This is a genomic window from Collinsella sp. AM16-21 (genome assembly GCF_003471905.1).
Lineage (GTDB): Bacteria > Actinomycetota > Coriobacteriia > Coriobacteriales > Coriobacteriaceae > Collinsella.
Genome location: NZ_QRKJ01000013.1, coordinates 26,962 through 43,979, shown reverse-complemented (window position 1 = coordinate 43,979; position 17,018 = coordinate 26,962). Strand labels below are relative to the sequence as shown.

At 61.7% G+C, this 17,018-nt stretch carries 15 protein-coding genes; 9 read left to right on the top strand and 6 right to left on the bottom strand.

Annotated features, from left to right (window positions below):
- Positions 1–8 precede the first annotated feature (8 nt).
- A complete protein-coding gene (locus DW180_RS10285; protein WP_233545226.1) occupies positions 9–221 on the top strand; it encodes a hypothetical protein in 213 nt (70 codons plus the stop codon).
- Between the two features lie 31 nt (positions 222–252).
- Here the strand turns inward: DW180_RS10285 and DW180_RS07860 are convergent, their stop codons facing one another.
- The 3 genes from DW180_RS07860 to DW180_RS07850 all read right to left on the bottom strand — a co-directional run bounded on the left by DW180_RS07860 (position 253) and on the right by DW180_RS07850 (position 1,745).
- A complete protein-coding gene (locus tag DW180_RS07860) occupies positions 253–852 on the bottom strand; it encodes a hypothetical protein (RefSeq protein WP_089573324.1) in 600 nt (199 codons plus the stop codon).
- A 90-nt stretch (positions 853–942) separates the two neighbouring features.
- The gene (locus DW180_RS07855) at positions 943–1,452 is read right to left on the bottom strand and encodes a hypothetical protein (protein ID WP_118238314.1); all 510 of its coding nucleotides are present in this window, start codon (positions 1,450–1,452) and stop codon (positions 943–945) included.
- Entirely contained in the window at positions 1,449–1,745 is a 297-nt protein-coding gene (locus tag DW180_RS07850) for a hypothetical protein (protein WP_089573322.1), read from the bottom strand. The genes DW180_RS07855 and DW180_RS07850 overlap by 4 nt, the downstream gene beginning before the upstream one ends.
- Positions 1,746–2,091: 346 nt before the next feature.
- On the opposite strand from DW180_RS07850, the gene DW180_RS07845 reads away from it, so the two are divergent.
- Genes DW180_RS07845 through DW180_RS07835 form a run of 3 tightly spaced genes read left to right on the top strand, consistent with a single transcriptional unit; the run spans position 2,092 to position 5,717 of the window.
- A complete protein-coding gene (locus DW180_RS07845) occupies positions 2,092–3,693 on the top strand; it encodes an FAD-binding oxidoreductase (protein WP_118238312.1) in 1,602 nt (533 codons plus the stop codon).
- Between the two features lie 2 nt (positions 3,694–3,695).
- A complete protein-coding gene (locus DW180_RS07840; RefSeq protein WP_118238310.1) occupies positions 3,696–4,511 on the top strand; it encodes an electron transfer flavoprotein subunit beta/FixA family protein in 816 nt (271 codons plus the stop codon).
- A complete protein-coding gene (locus tag DW180_RS07835) occupies positions 4,512–5,717 on the top strand; it encodes an electron transfer flavoprotein subunit alpha (protein WP_118238308.1) in 1,206 nt (401 codons plus the stop codon).
- Here DW180_RS07835 and DW180_RS07830 read toward each other — a convergent pair.
- The gene (locus DW180_RS07830) at positions 5,714–6,526 is read right to left on the bottom strand and encodes an HD domain-containing protein (protein WP_118238306.1); all 813 of its coding nucleotides are present in this window, start codon (positions 6,524–6,526) and stop codon (positions 5,714–5,716) included. The genes DW180_RS07835 and DW180_RS07830 overlap by 4 nt on opposite strands.
- On the opposite strand from DW180_RS07830, the gene DW180_RS07825 reads away from it, so the two are divergent.
- The 4 genes from DW180_RS07825 (at position 6,428) to DW180_RS07810 (ending at position 10,163) form a co-directional block, all read left to right on the top strand.
- Positions 6,428–7,345, top strand: a complete 918-nt coding sequence (locus tag DW180_RS07825) for an AzlC family ABC transporter permease (protein ID WP_118238341.1) — start codon at positions 6,428–6,430, stop codon at positions 7,343–7,345. The genes DW180_RS07830 and DW180_RS07825 overlap by 99 nt on opposite strands.
- Entirely contained in the window at positions 7,335–7,658 is a 324-nt protein-coding gene (locus DW180_RS07820; protein ID WP_118094228.1) for an AzlD domain-containing protein, read from the top strand. Before DW180_RS07825 ends, DW180_RS07820 begins: the two co-directional genes overlap by 11 nt.
- 150 nt (positions 7,659–7,808) lie before the next feature.
- Positions 7,809–8,831, top strand: coding sequence for a 2-keto-3-deoxygluconate permease (locus tag DW180_RS07815; protein WP_118238304.1), 1,023 nt, complete (start codon positions 7,809–7,811; stop codon positions 8,829–8,831).
- Between the two features lie 189 nt (positions 8,832–9,020).
- A complete protein-coding gene (locus DW180_RS07810) occupies positions 9,021–10,163 on the top strand; it encodes a diguanylate cyclase (protein ID WP_118238302.1) in 1,143 nt (380 codons plus the stop codon).
- Positions 10,164–10,263: 100 nt separating this feature from the next.
- Here DW180_RS07810 and DW180_RS07805 read toward each other — a convergent pair whose 3' ends face one another.
- Entirely contained in the window at positions 10,264–11,199 is a 936-nt protein-coding gene (locus DW180_RS07805) for a DMT family transporter (protein ID WP_118238300.1), read from the bottom strand.
- A gap of 99 nt (positions 11,200–11,298) precedes the next feature.
- Positions 11,299–15,045: a phosphoribosylformylglycinamidine synthase gene (locus tag DW180_RS07800; protein WP_118238298.1), complete on the bottom strand. Its 3,747-nt coding sequence runs from the start codon at positions 15,043–15,045 to the stop codon at positions 11,299–11,301.
- A gap of 184 nt (positions 15,046–15,229) precedes the next feature.
- Here DW180_RS07800 and DW180_RS07795 point away from each other — a divergent pair, with 184 nt between their 5' ends.
- Complete coding sequence (locus DW180_RS07795; RefSeq protein WP_118238296.1) at positions 15,230–16,792, top strand: cation:proton antiporter; 1,563 nt, start codon at positions 15,230–15,232, stop codon at positions 16,790–16,792.
- Positions 16,793–17,018: the final 226 nt, after the last annotated feature.

Genomic DNA, 17,018 nt, shown 5'->3' with positions numbered 1-17,018 from the left:
TCCGTGTTTTGTTTCTGGCTGTGTTTGATGTGCAGACCGAGGCCGGCGGTCCCCGCGCCTGCTGCTGTGGCACCTACTGCCAAGAGCCATCGTCTGTCGCCTGTCTGCGCCAACGGTTCCTCGCGGTCGCCGCGGTCGAGTTCCGAGAGATCGACCGTCACTTGCGTGGCGGCCTGTGCCTGTTCTTGCTGGGCAAAGGCCATGGCTGGCCCAAACGCTAGGATGCTGACGGTGGCGGCCAGGGCGATAGCCTTATGCCGTGTGCGCACCGGGCTCGACCGTCCAGGTGATCGTTGCAACCTGATCGCCTTCGCCGGTTACGCGGAAGATGTCGCGCGTGACGCGGGCGACGTTTCCGCTTGTCTTGAGCTTAATTTTGTCCGTGCCGCCGGCAATGCCCTGGTAGCCCATGTCGAAGGCTGCATTCTTGGAAAGATCGAGGCCCGTCTCCTGCATTGCGGCGCTGGCGTTCTGGAGTGCGCCGTCGGGGCCGACCTTAAAGTCGATGGAATTCTGCGCGGTTCCGGCCTTGGCGTCGGCGGCAATGGTCCAGGTGTTCATGGCGTCGATCTTCATGTTGGTGACATGGATGCCGTAGGCCGAATGATTGTCGATGGTGGTCGCGTCTTCTGAGGGGCCCTGAAGCGTGCCGTCGGCCTTGGCGACGAAGGGAATAACCGTCGGAACTTTGAACTCTACGTTGTCGATCTCGGTCCTGACCATTACTTTCGTGGTTCCAACGCGCCCGGCTGCCAGAGCTGGCGTCGGGGCGGCGCCCATTGCGAGCGCGAGCGCGAGCCCTGCGCCCACGACGAGCGCTCTGGCTCCGTTCATGTTCCTGGTGATGTCCATGGTCGTTCCTTTCTATTCGCCGCGGGCCGTCCCCGCGATGATTGGACGAATGCTGGTGAATTGCGTGCGGTGCCGCGTCGGCCGAAAAAGCTAGTTCTCGGCTTGCTCAACCCGTACCCTGACACGTGTCGGATTGCCGTGGCTGTCGAGGGTCTTGGCATCGAGTGCCTGGATCTCGATGTATGCCTCGCCTTCTTTGATGTCGCCGGCGGGGCACGTCTCGATTGTCTTGCCGGTCTCGACCACACCGGATTCGTACATGGTCTCGTCGTTTTGGATGACGCGGAATCGCTGGGGAAATATATTGTCTTGGACGTTTTGCACGTTGACGCGCAGCTTGCCGTCCTCCTGTAGCTGAGCGACCGGCGCGACCGAAATCGTCATCATGTTGTCGCGGACGATGGCATCGAGCTCATCTTGGATTTCTTGGCGCGATTTACCCTCTGCCGTCGTGACTGAGGCGCCCGCTTCGGGCACGGGCTGCGACTGCCAGGCGTATAGCCCTACGGCGATGAGGGCGCAGACGATAGCCAGGCAGACAACGACGAGTTTCTTGCGACGCCCCAGTCCTGCAAGGCGGGGCGGCTTCTTCGCACTCATGCGGCGTCCTTGGTGGTGTAGACACGTGCGAACGTGGACGGGTCCGCTCCAAAGAGCATGTGAAGCATCAGGCGGCGCGAGTAGATGAGCTCGTCAAAGTCGTGAGGGAGCTCGATGTCGTGGATACGTGCGATGTGGTGGGCGAGCGCCGAGAACGACTCGGGGTCGCAGATAACATCGGTGGTGACGTGGTAGACCGCCGTATCGGGGAACGCCTCTTCGTCGAAAGGCAGGAGATAGGGATCGTCGTCGACCTCGATGGCGACGCCGTACTGGGGCCAGTAATATGCCATGGGAACCTCCCTGCTTCTGGGGCCAAAACTTCTATCGGTTTTGGCTGTCGACGCCGACCGTATCAGCCGCTACTTGACCAATTTCTGACCAAATGCTTGACGGATTGACATCTCCGCAGGTAAAAGGTGGAAAAAATTACTTCAACTTTTTTCGAGCGACAATCGAGCGGTCGGCGACGGCGGGGCGATATGTGTCAAAAGCATCGTCTGCCGAGGAAGCCTTGCCGTTCGCCGAATTGCGCAAACGTAAAAATCGCCAATTATGGAGACGGTTTCGAACACGTCGACGAAACGATGCGGTAACATCTACCTGCAAACACTGTAGTTAGATAAAGGGGGAGTTCGCGTGTCTGCAACCATCAAACCCTTCACCGACGAGTTCGAAGAGTATGGCCGCGACGAATCTCGCGCATCGGGCGAAGCATCGAGCATCTCGTTTCCGACAACGGAAGACGAGGTCCGTGCCATTTTGGAAACGCTCCATGCCGAGCGTGTCCCGGTAACGGTTCAGGGCGCCCGAACCGGCCTTGCCGCCGGTGCCGTGCCCCACGGTGGGCATATCCTCAATACTTCCCGTATGAATCGCTACTTGGGCCTTCGCCGCGATGAACAAGGCCAATTTCTGCTGCGCGTGGAACCGGGCGTTGTGCTCTCGGAGCTGCGTAAGCAGCTGAGCAAGAAGGTACTGCCGACCGCTGGTTGGGACCAGGCATCGCTTGAGGCCTACGAGGAGTTCCAAGAGTCCCCCGAGCAGTTCTTTCCCACCGATCCCACCGAGGCATCTGCCTGTCTGGGCGGCATGGCGGCATGCAACGCCTCCGGTGCCCGCAGCTACGCTTACGGTCCCATGCGCCCGCATGTCACGGGACTCCACGTCGCGCTGGCTGATGGCGATTTGCTTGAGCTTCAGCGCGGCGAGGCTTTTGCCCAGGGCCGCCACCTGTCGCTCGTGACGGCAGAGGGTCATACATTCGAGCTTGATCTTCCTGACTACACCATGCCCAAGACCAAAAATGCCTCGGGGTATTTTGTTGCGGACGATATGGACGCCATCGATCTTTTTATCGGTGCGTGCGGCACGCTCGGCGTCATTACCGAGCTCGAGATCGCCCTGCAGGCGGCACCTTCGGTCGTATGGGGTGTGAGTTGCTTTTTCGATGGCGAAGACAAGGCCGTGTCCTTTACCGATTCCGTGCGTCCCGTGCTGTCCCATGCCGCCGCTATTGAGTATTTCGATGCTGGCGCCCTGGATATCCTGCGTCGCCAGCGCGAGCAGTCGACAGCGTTTGCCTCGCTGCCGGCGCTCGACGACGAGGCAAAGGTCTGTGTCTACGTGGAGCTCGACTGCGATGACGAGGCGCAGGCGACCGAGGAGCTGTACCACTTGGGATGGGTGCTGGAGCTTGCGGGTGGCCGCGACGATGCGACATGGGTCGCCCGCACCGAAGTCGATCGCGAGTGCCAGCGGTTCTTCCGCCACGCGGTCCCCGAGAGTGTCAATATGCTCATTGACGAGCGTCGCCGCATCGACCCCACCATTACCAAGCTGGGATCGGATATGTCGGTGCCCAATGCACGCCTTGCCGATGTCGTGGCCCTCTATCGCCGCACGCTGGCCGAAAGCGGGCTTGAGTCTGCTGCCTGGGGACACATCGGGAACAACCATCTGCATGTGAACATCCTGCCGCGCGACGCGCAAGACTACCGTCGTGGTGGAGAACTCTTTGCCCAGTGGGCTTCCGAGGTCACGGCCATGGGCGGTGCCGTTTCTGCCGAGCACGGCGTCGGCAAGATCAAGGCGGGCTTCTTGGAGACGATGTACGGCCACGAGGCCATGGTCGAGTCGGCGCGTCTCAAACTCCAGCTCGACCCTGCCGGCCAGCTGGGTCGCGGCAACCTGTTTTCGGAGAAGCTCTTGGATGAACTCGTCCAGAAAGGGGGCGCGTGAAGATGAGTGATTTCCATATGGTGGTGTGCGTCAAGGCGGTGCCCGGAAGCACCGAGGTCAAGATGGACCCCAAGACCAATACTATCGTGCGTGATGGCAAGCAGGCGGTCATTAATCCCTTCGATGCAAGTGCCCTCGAATGTGCGCTAGCGCTGAAGGACGACTTTATCGGCTTTGGCATGGACGTGCGTGTGACGGTGGTGTCGATGGGCATCCCCGCGACCGAATCGCTGCTGCGCGACTGCATCGCCCGCGGTGCCGACGACGCGCTGCTGCTGACCGACCGAGCCTTTGCGGGTGCCGATACCCTAGCCACCACCTATGCCCTCAAATGCGGCATCGAGGCACTCGATGAGGACTTTGACCTGCTCATCTGCGGCAAGATGGCAGTGGACGGCGATACGGCCCAGATCGGCCCCGAGCTGGCCGGCGCCTTTGAGATCCCCTGCGTGACCGACGTGAGCTGTGTGCAGAGCGCGGGATTTACGACGTGTGGCTCGCTGGCGCTCGTCCATGGCTGCGATGCCGGCGAGGAGACGGTGTACCTGGAGATGCCGTGTGCGATGACGACCGCCAAGGAGATTGGCCAGCTGCGCATGCCGAGTATTGCCGGTATTCGCGCGGCCGAGGATGCAGACGTGCGCGTGGCCAGCGCTGCCGACGTAAACGCCGATCCCTCGCGTTGCGGCCTTGCCGGATCACCGACGCAGGTCGTGCGCTCGTTTGTGCCCGACCGTGACCAAACGTGCGAGGCCGTTGAGGGAACGGCGTCCGAGCAGGCGGTAAAACTTGCCAAGATTATCGAGGGGATGGCATAGATGAGCGGGCTGATTATCGATAGCGAAGCCTGTATCGGCTGCGGTCGCTGCGTTCGCGCCTGCGCCTCGGGCGGCATTGTGGTGGAGGGCGAGCGCCCCAATCGCTGTGCCCGCGTAACCGACGGCTGTATCCTGTGCGGCGGGTGCGTCGACGCCTGCCCCGTCAACGCCATCTCGATTGAGCGCGACGAGGCCGCCGGCGCGGCAGACCTTGACGCATATCGAGACATTTGGGTCTTCGTGCAGACTGACGAGCGCGATGCCATGGCTCCCGTGGCCTACGAGCTTATGGGCAAGGGGCGCGAGCTTGCCGATGCCCGCGGCTGCCGTCTGGTGGCACTGGTCGGCATGAGCCCCGAGGGCTCGCTCGGGGACCTGGAGCATCTGATTTGCGCCGGTGCGGACGAAGTTCTGGTCTGTCGTGACGAGCGCCTGCGTCAGAACGACGCGGAGGTCTACGCCCGCTTGATCTGCGATTTGGTGGCCGAGCGCAAGCCCGAGGCCATTCTGTACGGTGCGACCGCCTTTGGCCGCGAGCTGGCGCCTGGCGTTGCCGTGCGCCTGCAGACGGGCCTTACGGCCGACTGCACCGTGCTTTCGATGGATACGGAAACGGGCCTGCTGCAGCAGACGCGCCCGGCGTTTGGCGGCAACCTGATGGCCACCATCATTTGCCCCAACCACCGTCCGCAGATGGCAACGGTGCGCCCCGGCATCTTTAAGGCGCCCGAGTTTGACTATGGCCGCTCCGGCACGATCACCCAGGTGATGCTTGCGGAAGACGTTAAGGCCCGTGTCGAGATCTCGATTCCCGCCGAGGAGTGGGGGCAGCAGGCATCGATTGCCGACGCCGAGCGTCTGGTCGTGGTGGGCCGCGGCATCGGCTCCAAGAAGAATCTGCCCCTGATGCGAAAACTCGCCGATGCCCTGGGTGCCGAGCTTGGTTGCACGCGCCCCGTGGTGGAGGCCGGCTGGCTGGAGTATCGCCACCAAATTGGCCAGACGGGTGTATCGGTCTCGCCCAAGCTCCTCGTGAGCATCGGTGTCTCGGGTGCTATCCAGCATCTCGCCGGCATCGGTGGGGCGGAGTGCATTGTCGCCATCAATGAGGACCCGGATGCCCCCATCTTTGGTGCCGCCCAGTACAAGGTCGTCGGCGATGCCGTTGAGATCGTTGAGGAGCTGCTGGCTCAGCTCGAGTGCTAAGCGCTTGCCAGCCAGCGGCGCAGCTCGTCCTTAAGGCGGCTCCAGGTTGCCTGCGCGGCGGGGTCGGTAAAGGGCCGCGTAATGCCAAAGGGCGCGTCGAGCAGGCGGTAGATATCGCCCTGCTCGCGCGCCAGCGCGCGGCTTGCCGGATAGACGAGCTCAAACATAAAGCAGATAAGCCCCACCAAGAAGTCGGCGGGCTCATCGCGCTCATCGCGCGTGACGCAGCGGTGCTCGTTAAAGGCGGTAAGCGCCGGTGTCGAGAAGTGGCTGGCAAGAAACGTGTCCTCATCCACTTTGAGGATGGTGTCGACGGTGCTGTCGGCGATGGTGCGCATAATGTCGATCTTGTCGCCATCGCGCACGATATCGCAGAAGCTCCGTGTGCGCTCGTCGAGCTGTGCGGGTAGACGGAAATCGCTGTGATAGGCAATGCTCGCTCGGATGAGCTCATCTTCTGCCGGGTCATCGATAAAGTCGCGGATGCTCGTTACGGCGGGTGCATCGGCGGGATTCTCGCCAAAGAGGACCTCGACGCCCAGTGTTGCATGGCTCATGCTCTCGGCGTCCTTAAAGGTGTCCCAACGCCGCAGCTGCTCAAAGCGGCCCATATCGTGTAGCAGGCCGCAAAGCCGCGCCAAGTCAATATCTTCTGACGACCAGCCCTGCTCGCGCGCTACGGCATCGCATGCCTCGGCCACGTGGTGCGTATGCTCGATTTTGAGCGCGATGCGTGGGTTGGTGGCGTCGTAGGCATCGGTGTAGCTTTTGAAGGCCGCGCGCGCCCGGTCTCGATCGATAGCTGTCATAATGACTTCCTAAAAAGTTGTGTCTTTCGATCCGGTGGCAATTGTAGGCGAACTTTATTGCCACCGGTTGATATTTCTGCTGCGTTGCGAGGCGCGCTGCAGACGACTTACCAGAATGGGAGTGGCATGGTCCTTAGGATCTTTAAAATCGTCTGGCCAGTGATGCTTACCTATGTTGCAATAGGCGCGCCGTGCGGAATGATCATGGGGCAGACGGGAATGGAGCCCTGGATGGTCTTTGCTCTGAGCGGCACGTTTGTGACGGGCAGCGGCCAGTTTATGATCTGCAACCTGTGGCTGGCGGGCGTGCCTGCAGCATCGATCGTCGCGAGCGTTGCTGCCATCTCCTCGCGCTTTGCGCTTTACTCGGCATCGATCGCGCCGCATCTGACGGGCGCCTCGAAGCGTCAGACGCTGGCTGTTGCCGCGACACTTACCGAGGAGGCATATGGCATCTCGCTTGCCAAGTTGGTTGAAGGGGAGGATTGGGGTCCGCGCGATTCCTTTGTGCTCAATGTGATCCTTATCGCAACATGGGGCGTATCGTGTACGATGGGCGCCATCGTCGGCGCCGTTGTCGATGTTCCCACCGCCATTGCAGCCTTTGTCTGCACCTCGCTCTTTATCTGCCTGCTCTTTTCGCAGCGGCTGTCGCGCGGCAACGTTGTCGCGGCGGTTTCGGGCGCGGTGTCCGTCGCCGTATGCAAGTTCTTGGGCCTCGTGAATATTGCCGTGCCGGCAAGCGTCGTGGTCGGCATTGCCATTGCGCTGGCGTGCGATGCTGTATTTGACGGAAGAGGTGCCCGCGATGCCCGTTAACGAGTTCTTGGTTCTGTGGCTGTCGTCGTGGGCTGCTATCGCGTTCTTTCGCATCGCGCCGGCGTTCGCCTTGCGCGGGCGGACCCTGTCGCCCCGCATTACCGAGGCCCTAGGCTATATCCCGCCCGCTGCCTTTGCCGCGCTGGTCGCCAACGACTTGGTGAGCCCCGGCGCGTTCGACGCGGGACTCTGGCCTGCCTTGGTTCCCTGGATTGCGGCCGCCGGCGTCGTGGCGGTGGCAATCAAGACAAAATCGATGTTGTGGTGCTGCGTCTCGGGCATCGTGTTCTATATCGTCTTGAGTCTTATATAGGGGTGGCGTCGCGGGCGCCGAATCTCGTTCCATCCCAACTTGTCGGATTTTTCACCGAGCTGGTCTATTTCTTCTGGTACCATGGTCAAACTTTACTGTAGCAAAGCGTGACGTGGGCTTTTGTATCCCGTCAGCGAAAATGGGGGTTTCATGGCACAGGAAGCAACCGCCAACGAGCAAAAGAAATTCAAGGTCCCGCGCATCCCGGGCGACATCATGATCTATCCCATGATCGTCGGTCTTTTGCTCAACACCTTCTGCCCGCAGGTTTTTGAGATCGGCGGCTTCTTTACGGCTGCCTGCCGCGGTGGGTCCAATACCATCGTCGCCGCGATCCTGCTGTTTGTGGGCGCCGGCATCAGCTTTAAGTCCACGCCGGGCGCCATCAAGACCGGCATCGTCGTGCTGATCCCCAAGCTGGTCGTCGCAGCGGCTCTCGGCCTGGGCGTGGCATATTTCTTTAACGACAACTTCCTGGGTCTGAGCTCCGTGTCTATCATCGGCGGCATCACGTTTTGCAACATGGCGCTCTATACGGGCATCATGGGCGAGTTCGGCGATGAGTCCGAGCAGGGCGCCGTCGGTATCCTGTTCTTTACGGCCGGCCCCGCCGTCACGATGATCATCCTCGGTGTTTCCGGCCTCGCCAACATTCCCATTGGCACCATTATCGGCTCCATCTTGCCACTCGTTATTGGCATGGTTTTGGGCAACCTGTTCCCGTTTATCAAGAACCTGCTGGTTCCCGGTGCCAATCCCGCGATTGCCGTCATCGGATTTCAGCTCGGTGCGTCCATGAGCCTTTCGAGCTTCATCGCCGGTGGCATTTCGGGCATCCTGCTGGGCCTCATCACGCTCTTTATCGTCGGTCCCATTACCTTTGCCTTCGAGCGCCTGTGTGGCGGCAACGGTAAGGCGGCTGTGGCATGCTCCACCATTGCCGGCACGGCCATGACCACGCCGGTCGCCCTCGCCGAGGTCGCGCCGCGCTACGCCGAGCTTGCACCCACCGCGTACGCCCAGATCGCCACTGCCGTTATCATCACGGCAATCATGGCTCCGATTCTGACCGGCTGGGTCGATAAGAAGTTCTGCCACGGCAAAGAGGATCTGTCGGCCGAAGGCGTCGAGGCTATTGAGGAGGCCGTCGCGACCGACATCGACGGCGAGTAATCGTCGACGCGAGTCAATCAAGCCGGCGTGTGCAATTCGCGCCGTTCGAGTGCCCGAACAAAAGCTGTCTTGCAGTGACGTTCGGGCGCTCTGCTATTATCCCCATTGCCCCTGCGGAATAGGGGTGTTTATTGCCCAGACACGAATCGGGCGATTCTGGCCACTTGGATATTGAAGGGATGGCGTCTAGTGGTTAAGGCACTCAAGATTGAGATATTCCTGCTATGCATGATTGTTCTTATCGGGCTTGCCGCGCGAAGTCATCGCTCCTTGTTCTCGAGTACCCAGCAGCTCTTGTTTAGCATGCTCGGCTATACCTCTGCTGCCTACATTTTCTTCGATATGATCTGGACGCTCTCGGACGGCGTGAGCACTCCTGTAGGCATCACGGCCAACTGGATTTCCAACGCGGTCTCGTTTTCGCTGTTCGCCATCGCGTGCCTCATTTGGTTTTTCTATTCCGAGACAGTGCAGGGCTCTCGCCTTTTGACCGCGCGCTATAGGGTTGCGATCGTGACGTTGCCAACCGTATTGGTGGTCGTGCTGGCATTTACCAGCTACTGGACGCACACTATGTTCTATATCGATGCGCAGGGCGTATATCGTCGCGGAGCGCTTTATATGATTCAGCCTATCGTGAGCTACTGCTACATCATATATACGTCCTTGCATGCCTTTATTCAGGCTCGAAAAGTCGAAAGCCTGCAAACGAAGGCCATTTATCGCACCCTCGCCTTTTTTGTGGTTCCCGCTCTGGTGGGCGGTACCTTCCAGGTTTTGTTTTCGGTACCGGGCCTTTGTGTCGGTATAACGCTGAGCATCCTGCTGCTCTACATCATCTATCAGGAGCAGCTGATCTCGACCGACCCGTTGACTGGCCTCAACAATCGCAACCGTTTTGAGACCTATATGCTGTCGCTCTTTTCAAATGTGGATCAGGCCGAAGATGTATATCTGCTTATGATGGACGCTGACGGCTTTAAGCAGATTAACGACCGGTATGGACATGTTGAGGGCGATCATGCCCTCCAGGTCATATCTGCTACGCTCAAAGAGGTCTGCTCGGCGTCTGGTGGCTTTATCGCACGTTATGGCGGCGATGAGTTCGTGGTGCTTCAAAAGGCGGCGGCGGAGCAGGACATCGTGCGTCTGTGTGCGGCAATCAGCGACGAGCTCGCACGTGCCGAGGTTCCGTATCTGTTGCGGATGTCCATCGGCTACGCACGGGTCGGTGATGGTGTCGATACCTGGCAAGACTTGCTTCGCGCTGCCGACGCGGAGCTCTACCGCGTCAAGGCCGAGAAAAAGAAGTCCGGCGTCCAGATACGCTAGAAAAAGGGGCACACGCTTGCGTGCATGGCGGCCCTCGGCTCTCCGATGTACTCCATTAAACTAAAGTATATGAATCCCCTCTGCTAATAAGGGCAGTTCGTTAGACCTTTTTGGGTTTGTTGACGATGATGATGCCGCCGCAGACCAACAGTAGGGCAACGATGACGGTAACGGGGCTCGTGCCAGCGCCCTCGTCGAGCAGCAGTGCGCTCAACAGCACGCCAAAGACCGGGTTCATAAAGCCAAAGACCGAAACGCGGCTGACGGGGTTGACGGCGAGCAGGCGGGACCACAGCGAGTACGCGACGGCGGAAATGAGTGCCATATAAATGATGAGCGCGATGGCGGGGGCGATTTCGGTGGGGGACAACGTGCCGCCCATCAAAAACCCGATGGCGGTAAGGACCACGCCACCGACTAAAAACTGCCACCCGGCAAGCAAGACGCCGTCGTGCTCGCGCGAGAAGATGCCAATCAGGCAGGTCGAAAGGGCACCCGCGACGGTGGAGGCTAGGATAAAGCCCTCTCCGTCGAGCGTAAAGCCAAAGGTGCCGTCCGCGCCCGAAAGGTTGACGAGCGCGACGCCGGCAAAGCCCAGCATACAGCCAAGCACCTTGGCCGTATCGAGCTTCTCGGTGCGAAACGCCAGGGCGGCAAAGAGGATTGCGAGGAAGTTGGCGCTGGCTTCAATGATGGAACTCGACATAGCGCTTGCATGGGAGAGACCAAGGTAGAAAAAGAAGTACTGGCCGATGGTCTGGAAGAGCGACAAGATGCAGATGGGCTTGATATCGCGGGCTTGCGGAACGAGTGGACGGCGCTGAGCCGTGCTCATCCCAACGATAACCAGGGCGCCGGCAAGCGTAAAGCGCAAACCTGCGAAGAGCAGCTGCGAGGCGCTATCATGCGCGGGGATGCCAAACAGCTCGTAGCCGATCTTGATGCAGGGGAAAGCCGACCCCCAGAGTGCGCAGCAGACGAGGCAGCCCAGGATGAGTCCGGGCAGGGTGGCGAGATACGGCTTGCGGCTTTCCATGATGTCCTTTCTGTATGCGCGAAGCAAAAAAGAACCCGCCACCGGGCGTGCCGGTGGCGGGTGTTGTTACCCGAAGGGATTGTACCCGATGGGAAAGGTTTAGGCGAAGTAGGCCACGCCGCTCTCAAAGATCGGCATGAACTTATCGCCAGGGACATGCTCGGGCACGTTGCGGTACAGGTTGTCGCCGCGACGCTCGGCATGGCCCATCTTGCCCAGAACGCGGCCGTCGGGGCTCGTGATGCCCTCGATGGCGAGTGCGGAGCCGTTGGGGTTGACGGAAAGGTCCATGCTCGGCTTGCCGTCCTCGCCCACGTACTGCGTGGCGACCTGGCCGTTTGCGATCAGCTGGGCGAGCACTTCGTCATTGGCGACAAAGCGGCCCTCGCCGTGGCTGATGGCGACGGTGTAGGGGTCGTCCAGGCTGCACTGCGACAGCCACGGGGACAGGTTGGACGAGATACGGGTGCGCACCAGACGGCTCTGATGGCGACCGATGGTGTTGAACGTCAGCGTGGGCGCATCGGGCGTGGCGTCGACGATGTCGCCGTAGGGCACCAGACCGAGCTTGATCAGGGCCTGGAAGCCGTTGCAGATACCCAGCATCAGGCCGTCGCGGGCCTTGAGCAGGTCGCGGACTGCCTCGGTGACCTCGGGAGCGCGGAAGAACGCCGTGATGAACTTGGCGGAGCCATCGGGCTCGTCGCCGCCCGAGAAGCCGCCGGGGATCATGACGATCTGGCTTGCACGGATGCGGCGGGCAAGCTCGTGGGTGCTCTCGGCGACGGCCTCGGGCGTGAGGTTGTTGATCACGAAGGTGTCGGCCTCGGCGCCGGCGGCACGGAAGGCGCGGGCGCTGTCGTACTCGCAGTTGTTGCCGGGGAACACGGGGATTACCACGCGCGGGCGGGCGATCTTGGCGCCGCCGTACACGTGGATATCCTTGGCACGGAAGTCGATGGTCTCGACCTCGGCGGTCTCGCCGGCGCTGCGGTAGGCAAAGACGCCCTCGATGCCGCTCTCCCAGGCCTCCTGGAGCTCGGAGAGCTCGATGACCTCGGAGCCGGTATCGATGACATAACCCTCGACGGTGGTGCCCAGGGGCTCGACGACAACGCCGTCGGCGACCTCGGGCAGCTCGGCATCCTCGGCGAGCTCGACGATAAAGCTGCCATAGAGCGGGGTGAAGAGGCTCTCCACGTCCACATCCTCGGCAAGCTCGATACCGATCTGGTTGCCGACGCACATCTTAAAGAGGCTCTCGGCGCCGCAGCCATAGCCGGGCGTGGAGACGGCCAGGGCGTCGCCAGTGGCGGTGAGCGCCTCGACGGCGTCAAATGCGGCGAGAAGCTGCTGAGCATCGGGACGGTAGTCCTGGCCATAGGTGGCGGGGGCGATGCGGACGACGCGGTGCGTGAGGCCCTTGAACTCGGGGGAGACGGCGCGGGCTGCCTTGCCCACGGCGACAGCGAAGCTGATCAGGGTCGGCGGAACGTTGAGCTCGCCGGCCTCGTCCTCAAACGAACCGCTCATGGAGTCCTTGCCGCCGATGGCACCGGCACCCAGGTCGACCTGGGCCATAAGGGCACCCAGGACGGCTGCCATGGGCTTGCCCCAACGCTCGGCTTCGGTGCGCAGACGCTCAAAGTACTCTTGGAAGGAGAGGTAAGCGCGCTTGTGCTCAAAGCCGGCGGCAACGAGCTTGGCGATGGACTCGACCACGGACAGGTAGGCGCCTGCAAACTGGTCGGCCTCCATCAGGTAGGGGTTGAAACCCCATGCCATAGCGCTCGCCGTGGTGGTCTCGCCGTCCACGGGGAACTTGGCGACCATGGCAGAGCTCGGAGTGAGCTGCGTTTTGCCACCAAAGGGCATGAGCACGGTCGCGGCGCCGATGGTGGAGTCGAAGCGCTCGGAAAGGCCCTTGTTGGAGGCGACGTTAAGATCGGTGACGAGCGAGGTCATGCGTTCGGCAAGCGTGGTGCCGGCCCAGCTGGGCTGCCACACGCTGCGGGCGCAGACGTGGGCGACCTGGTGCTTGGGCGCACCGTTGGAGTTGAGGAACTCGCGGGACAGATCGACGATGGCAACGCCGTTCCAGGCCATGCGCATGCGCGGCTCGGCGGTAACCTCGGCGATGACGGTTGCCTCCAGGTTCTCCTCGGCGGCGTAACCCATGAACTCCTCGACGTCATCGTCGGCGACGGCGCAGGCCATGCGCTCCTGGGACTCGGAGATAGCGAGCTCGGTGCCGTCAAGGCCGTCGTACTTCTTGGTCACGGTGTCAAGGTCGACATACAGGCCGTCGGCAAGCTCGCCCACGGCGACCGAGACGCCGCCGGCGCCAAAGTCGTTGCAGCGCTTGATCAGACGGCAGGCGTCGCCGCGGCGGAACAGACGCTGCAGCTTGCGCTCGACTGGGGCGTTGCCCTTCTGGACCTCGGCACCCGAGGTCTCGATGGACTCGGTGTTCTGGGTCTTGGAGGAGCCGGTGGCGCCACCGATGCCGTCACGGCCGGTGCGGCCGCCCAGCAGGATGATCTTGTCGGTGGGGGCGGGGCATTCGCGGCGCACGTGGTTTGCCGGGGTAGCGCCCACGACGGCGCCAACCTCCATGCGCTTGGCCACGTAGCCAGGGTGATAGAGCTCGTTGACCTGACCGGTGGCAAGGCCGATCTGGTTGCCGTAGCTGGAGTAGCCGGCGGCAGCAGTGGTCACGAGCTTGCGCTGTGGCAGCTTGCCCTCGAGCGTCTCGGAAACTGGGACGGTGGGGTCGCCGGCGCCGGTGACGCGCATGGCCTGGTACACATAGCTGCGGCCCGAGAGCGGGTCACGGATGGCACCGCCCACGCAGGTGGCGGCACCGCCGAAGGGCTCGATCTCGGTCGGGTGGTTATGGGTCTCGTTCTTAAAGAGGAACAGCCAGTCCTGGTCCTCGCCGTCGACATCGACCTTCACCTTGACGGTGCAGGCGTTGATCTCCTCGGATTCGTCGACATCGGTCATGACGCCGGTCTTCTTAAGGTACTTGGCGCCGATGGTACCCATGTCCATGAGACAGACGGGCTTAGCGTCGCGACCGAGCTCGTGGCGCATCTCCATGTAGCGGTCGAAGGCCTGCTGTACCACGGCGTCGTCGATCGTCACGTCGTCCAAGACGGTGCCGAAGGTGGTGTGGCGGCAGTGGTCGGACCAATAGGTGTCGATCACGCGGATTTCGGTGATGGTGGGGTCGCGGTCCTCATCGCGGAAGTACTGCTGGCAGAAGGCGATGTCCGCCTCGTCCATGGCAAGGCCGCGCTCGGAGATAAAGGCGGCAAGGCCGGCCTCGTCGAGTTCGCGGAAACCGTCGAGCACTTCGACGGGCTGGGGCTCGGGGGTCTCCATGTACAGCGTCTCGGGCAGGTCGAGTGAGGCGATGCGGGCCTCGACGGGGTTCACCACGTAGTGCTTGATGGACTCGAGGGCGGCTTCGTCCAGAGTGCCCGAGATCATATAGACCTTGGCGGAGCGCACGGCGGGGCGCTCGCCCTGGCTGATGAGCTGCACGCACTCGCTGGCGGAGTCGGCGCGCTGGTCAAACTGGCCAGGCAGGAATTCGACGGCAAAGACGGCACCATCGCTTGCGGGGAGCTCGTCGTAGGTCACATCGACCTGGGGCTCGCTAAAGACGGTCGGCACGCAGGAGCGGAAAAGCTCCTCGTCGATGCCCTCGACGTCGTAGCGGTTGATGATCCTCAGGGCCTCGATGCCCTTGATGCCGAGAATCTCGGTCAGCTCGCCCTTGAGCTGCTGAGCCTCGACGTCGAACCCGGGTTTCTTCTCCACGTAGATACGAGAGACCATTGGTTCCTGCCTTCCTGATCGGTTGGGCGTACGGTACGGTATGCGGCAGCGGTCGGTTTGCGGGGCGGGCCTCGCAGTCGCCTTGAGCCACATGTTTGTAAACCTCACTATGATACGACAGCTCGCGGCGCGTTGAGGACGGCGAGGGTGCTACAGTGAAGCGCAAACAAGAGAAAGGCATCACATGGCATTCGTTTCGCTCGCCATCATCGCGCTCGTGGCCTTTGCAAGCCCCTTCATCGCCTCGGCGATTCCTGGAAAACCCGTTCCCGAGACGGTCTTTTTGCTCGTGCTCGGCGCAGTGCTGGGACCTCATATGCTCGGCGTCATCCATGTAGATACCGAGGTCTCGCTTGTGTCCGAGCTCGGTCTGGCCTTTTTGTTCTTGCTTGCCGGCTTTGAGATCGATCCCAAGAGCATCACGGGCGTCGAGGGGCGCTACGGCTTGGCGACGTGGGTCGTCACGTTTGGTATCGCCTGGCTTGCCGTGCGCTTTACCCCGTGGTTCTCGGTCAGTCATTTCGACGGTATCGCCGTGACGCTTGCCCTTACTTCGACGGCGCTCGGCACACTCGTGCCCATCATGCGTGAGCGCTCGCTCACTGGCACGCGTGTGGGCGACTCGATTCTCGCGTATGGCACCTGGGGCGAACTTGGACCCGTGCTTGCTATGTCGGTGTTGCTGTCTGCCCGCACTGGCATCCAAACGCTCGTAATCCTTGGCTTGTTTGCGGTGGTTTGCGTGTTGCTGGCCGTGGTTCCAAGCCGCTCCAAGCGCGTCGGCAGCCGCTTCTTTGCGTTTGTCGAGGAACGTGCCGATACCACGTCGCAGACCTTCGTGCGCCTGACGGTGCTCATCCTGGTCACGCTCGCGGCGTTCTCGGCCGTCTTTGATCTCGACATCGTGTTGGGTTCTTTTGCCGCCGGCTTTGTCCTGCGCTATATCATCCCCGAGGGCAACCATACGCTCGAGACCAAGCTCGACGGCCTGGCCTACGGCTTTTTGATTCCGGTGTTCTTTACCGTATCGGGCGCAAAGATCGACCTGACGGCCGTGGCGTCGCGTCCCGGGCTGCTCGCGGGCTTTATCGTGGCGTTGTTGATTATTCGTGCCGTGCCCATTCTTATCTCTATGAGCATTTGTCCTGCGACGCGCGATGTCTCGGCGTATGGCCGCATCACCGTGGCGCTCTACTGCACCACGGCGCTGCCGATCATCGTTGCCGTGACGAGCGTTGCCGTCAACGCGGGTGCGCTGTCGCAAGACATCGCGTCGGTTATGGTTGCCGCCGGCGCCATCACGGTGTTCTTGATGCCATTGCTCGCGCAGCTCTTCTACCGCGTGGTCGACGCCGCACCGGTCGCCGCCGTGGCAGAGGTTGCCGAGCATCCATCCGATGCGCTCGATATCCTGCGCGCTCACCACGATTTGGCGAGCCTGCTCGCACGCGAGCACGAGCTGCTGACTTCGCATGGCCATGGTCGCGTATTCGAGGGCCTGCCTACGCTCGATACGATTGCCGAGCGTCTTTCTGCCGAGGCGGCGAGCGGCCACATCGATGCCCGCATCGTGGACGCGGCGCACCTGCTTGCCGATAAGACCTATGGAGACGAGGTCGACCCGTCCGAGCTGACCCAGCGCGAGCGTCGCCGCTTGGAGCGCGCCAAGCTCGCCGTGCGCGAATACCGCCGCCGCATGCTGGAGCTCTATGCAAGAGAAGAAGCCGAGGACGACGACGGTAAGTAGTCGATACTCTCTCGGGGAAGCCGCGTCCCGCTTTGAAGGCTCGGAACGGGATGTGGTTTCCGCGGGCGACCTGTTGCGGAAACTGCATCCCGGAATGGGCGCCCAGAGTGGGATGCAGTTTCCGCGAGAGGCCCGTTGCGGAAAGTGCATCCCATTCTGAGCCGGAATTATGGGATGCAGTTTCCCTTACAAACAGAACAAGGCGCGCTGCCTGCGGTTGATGCAG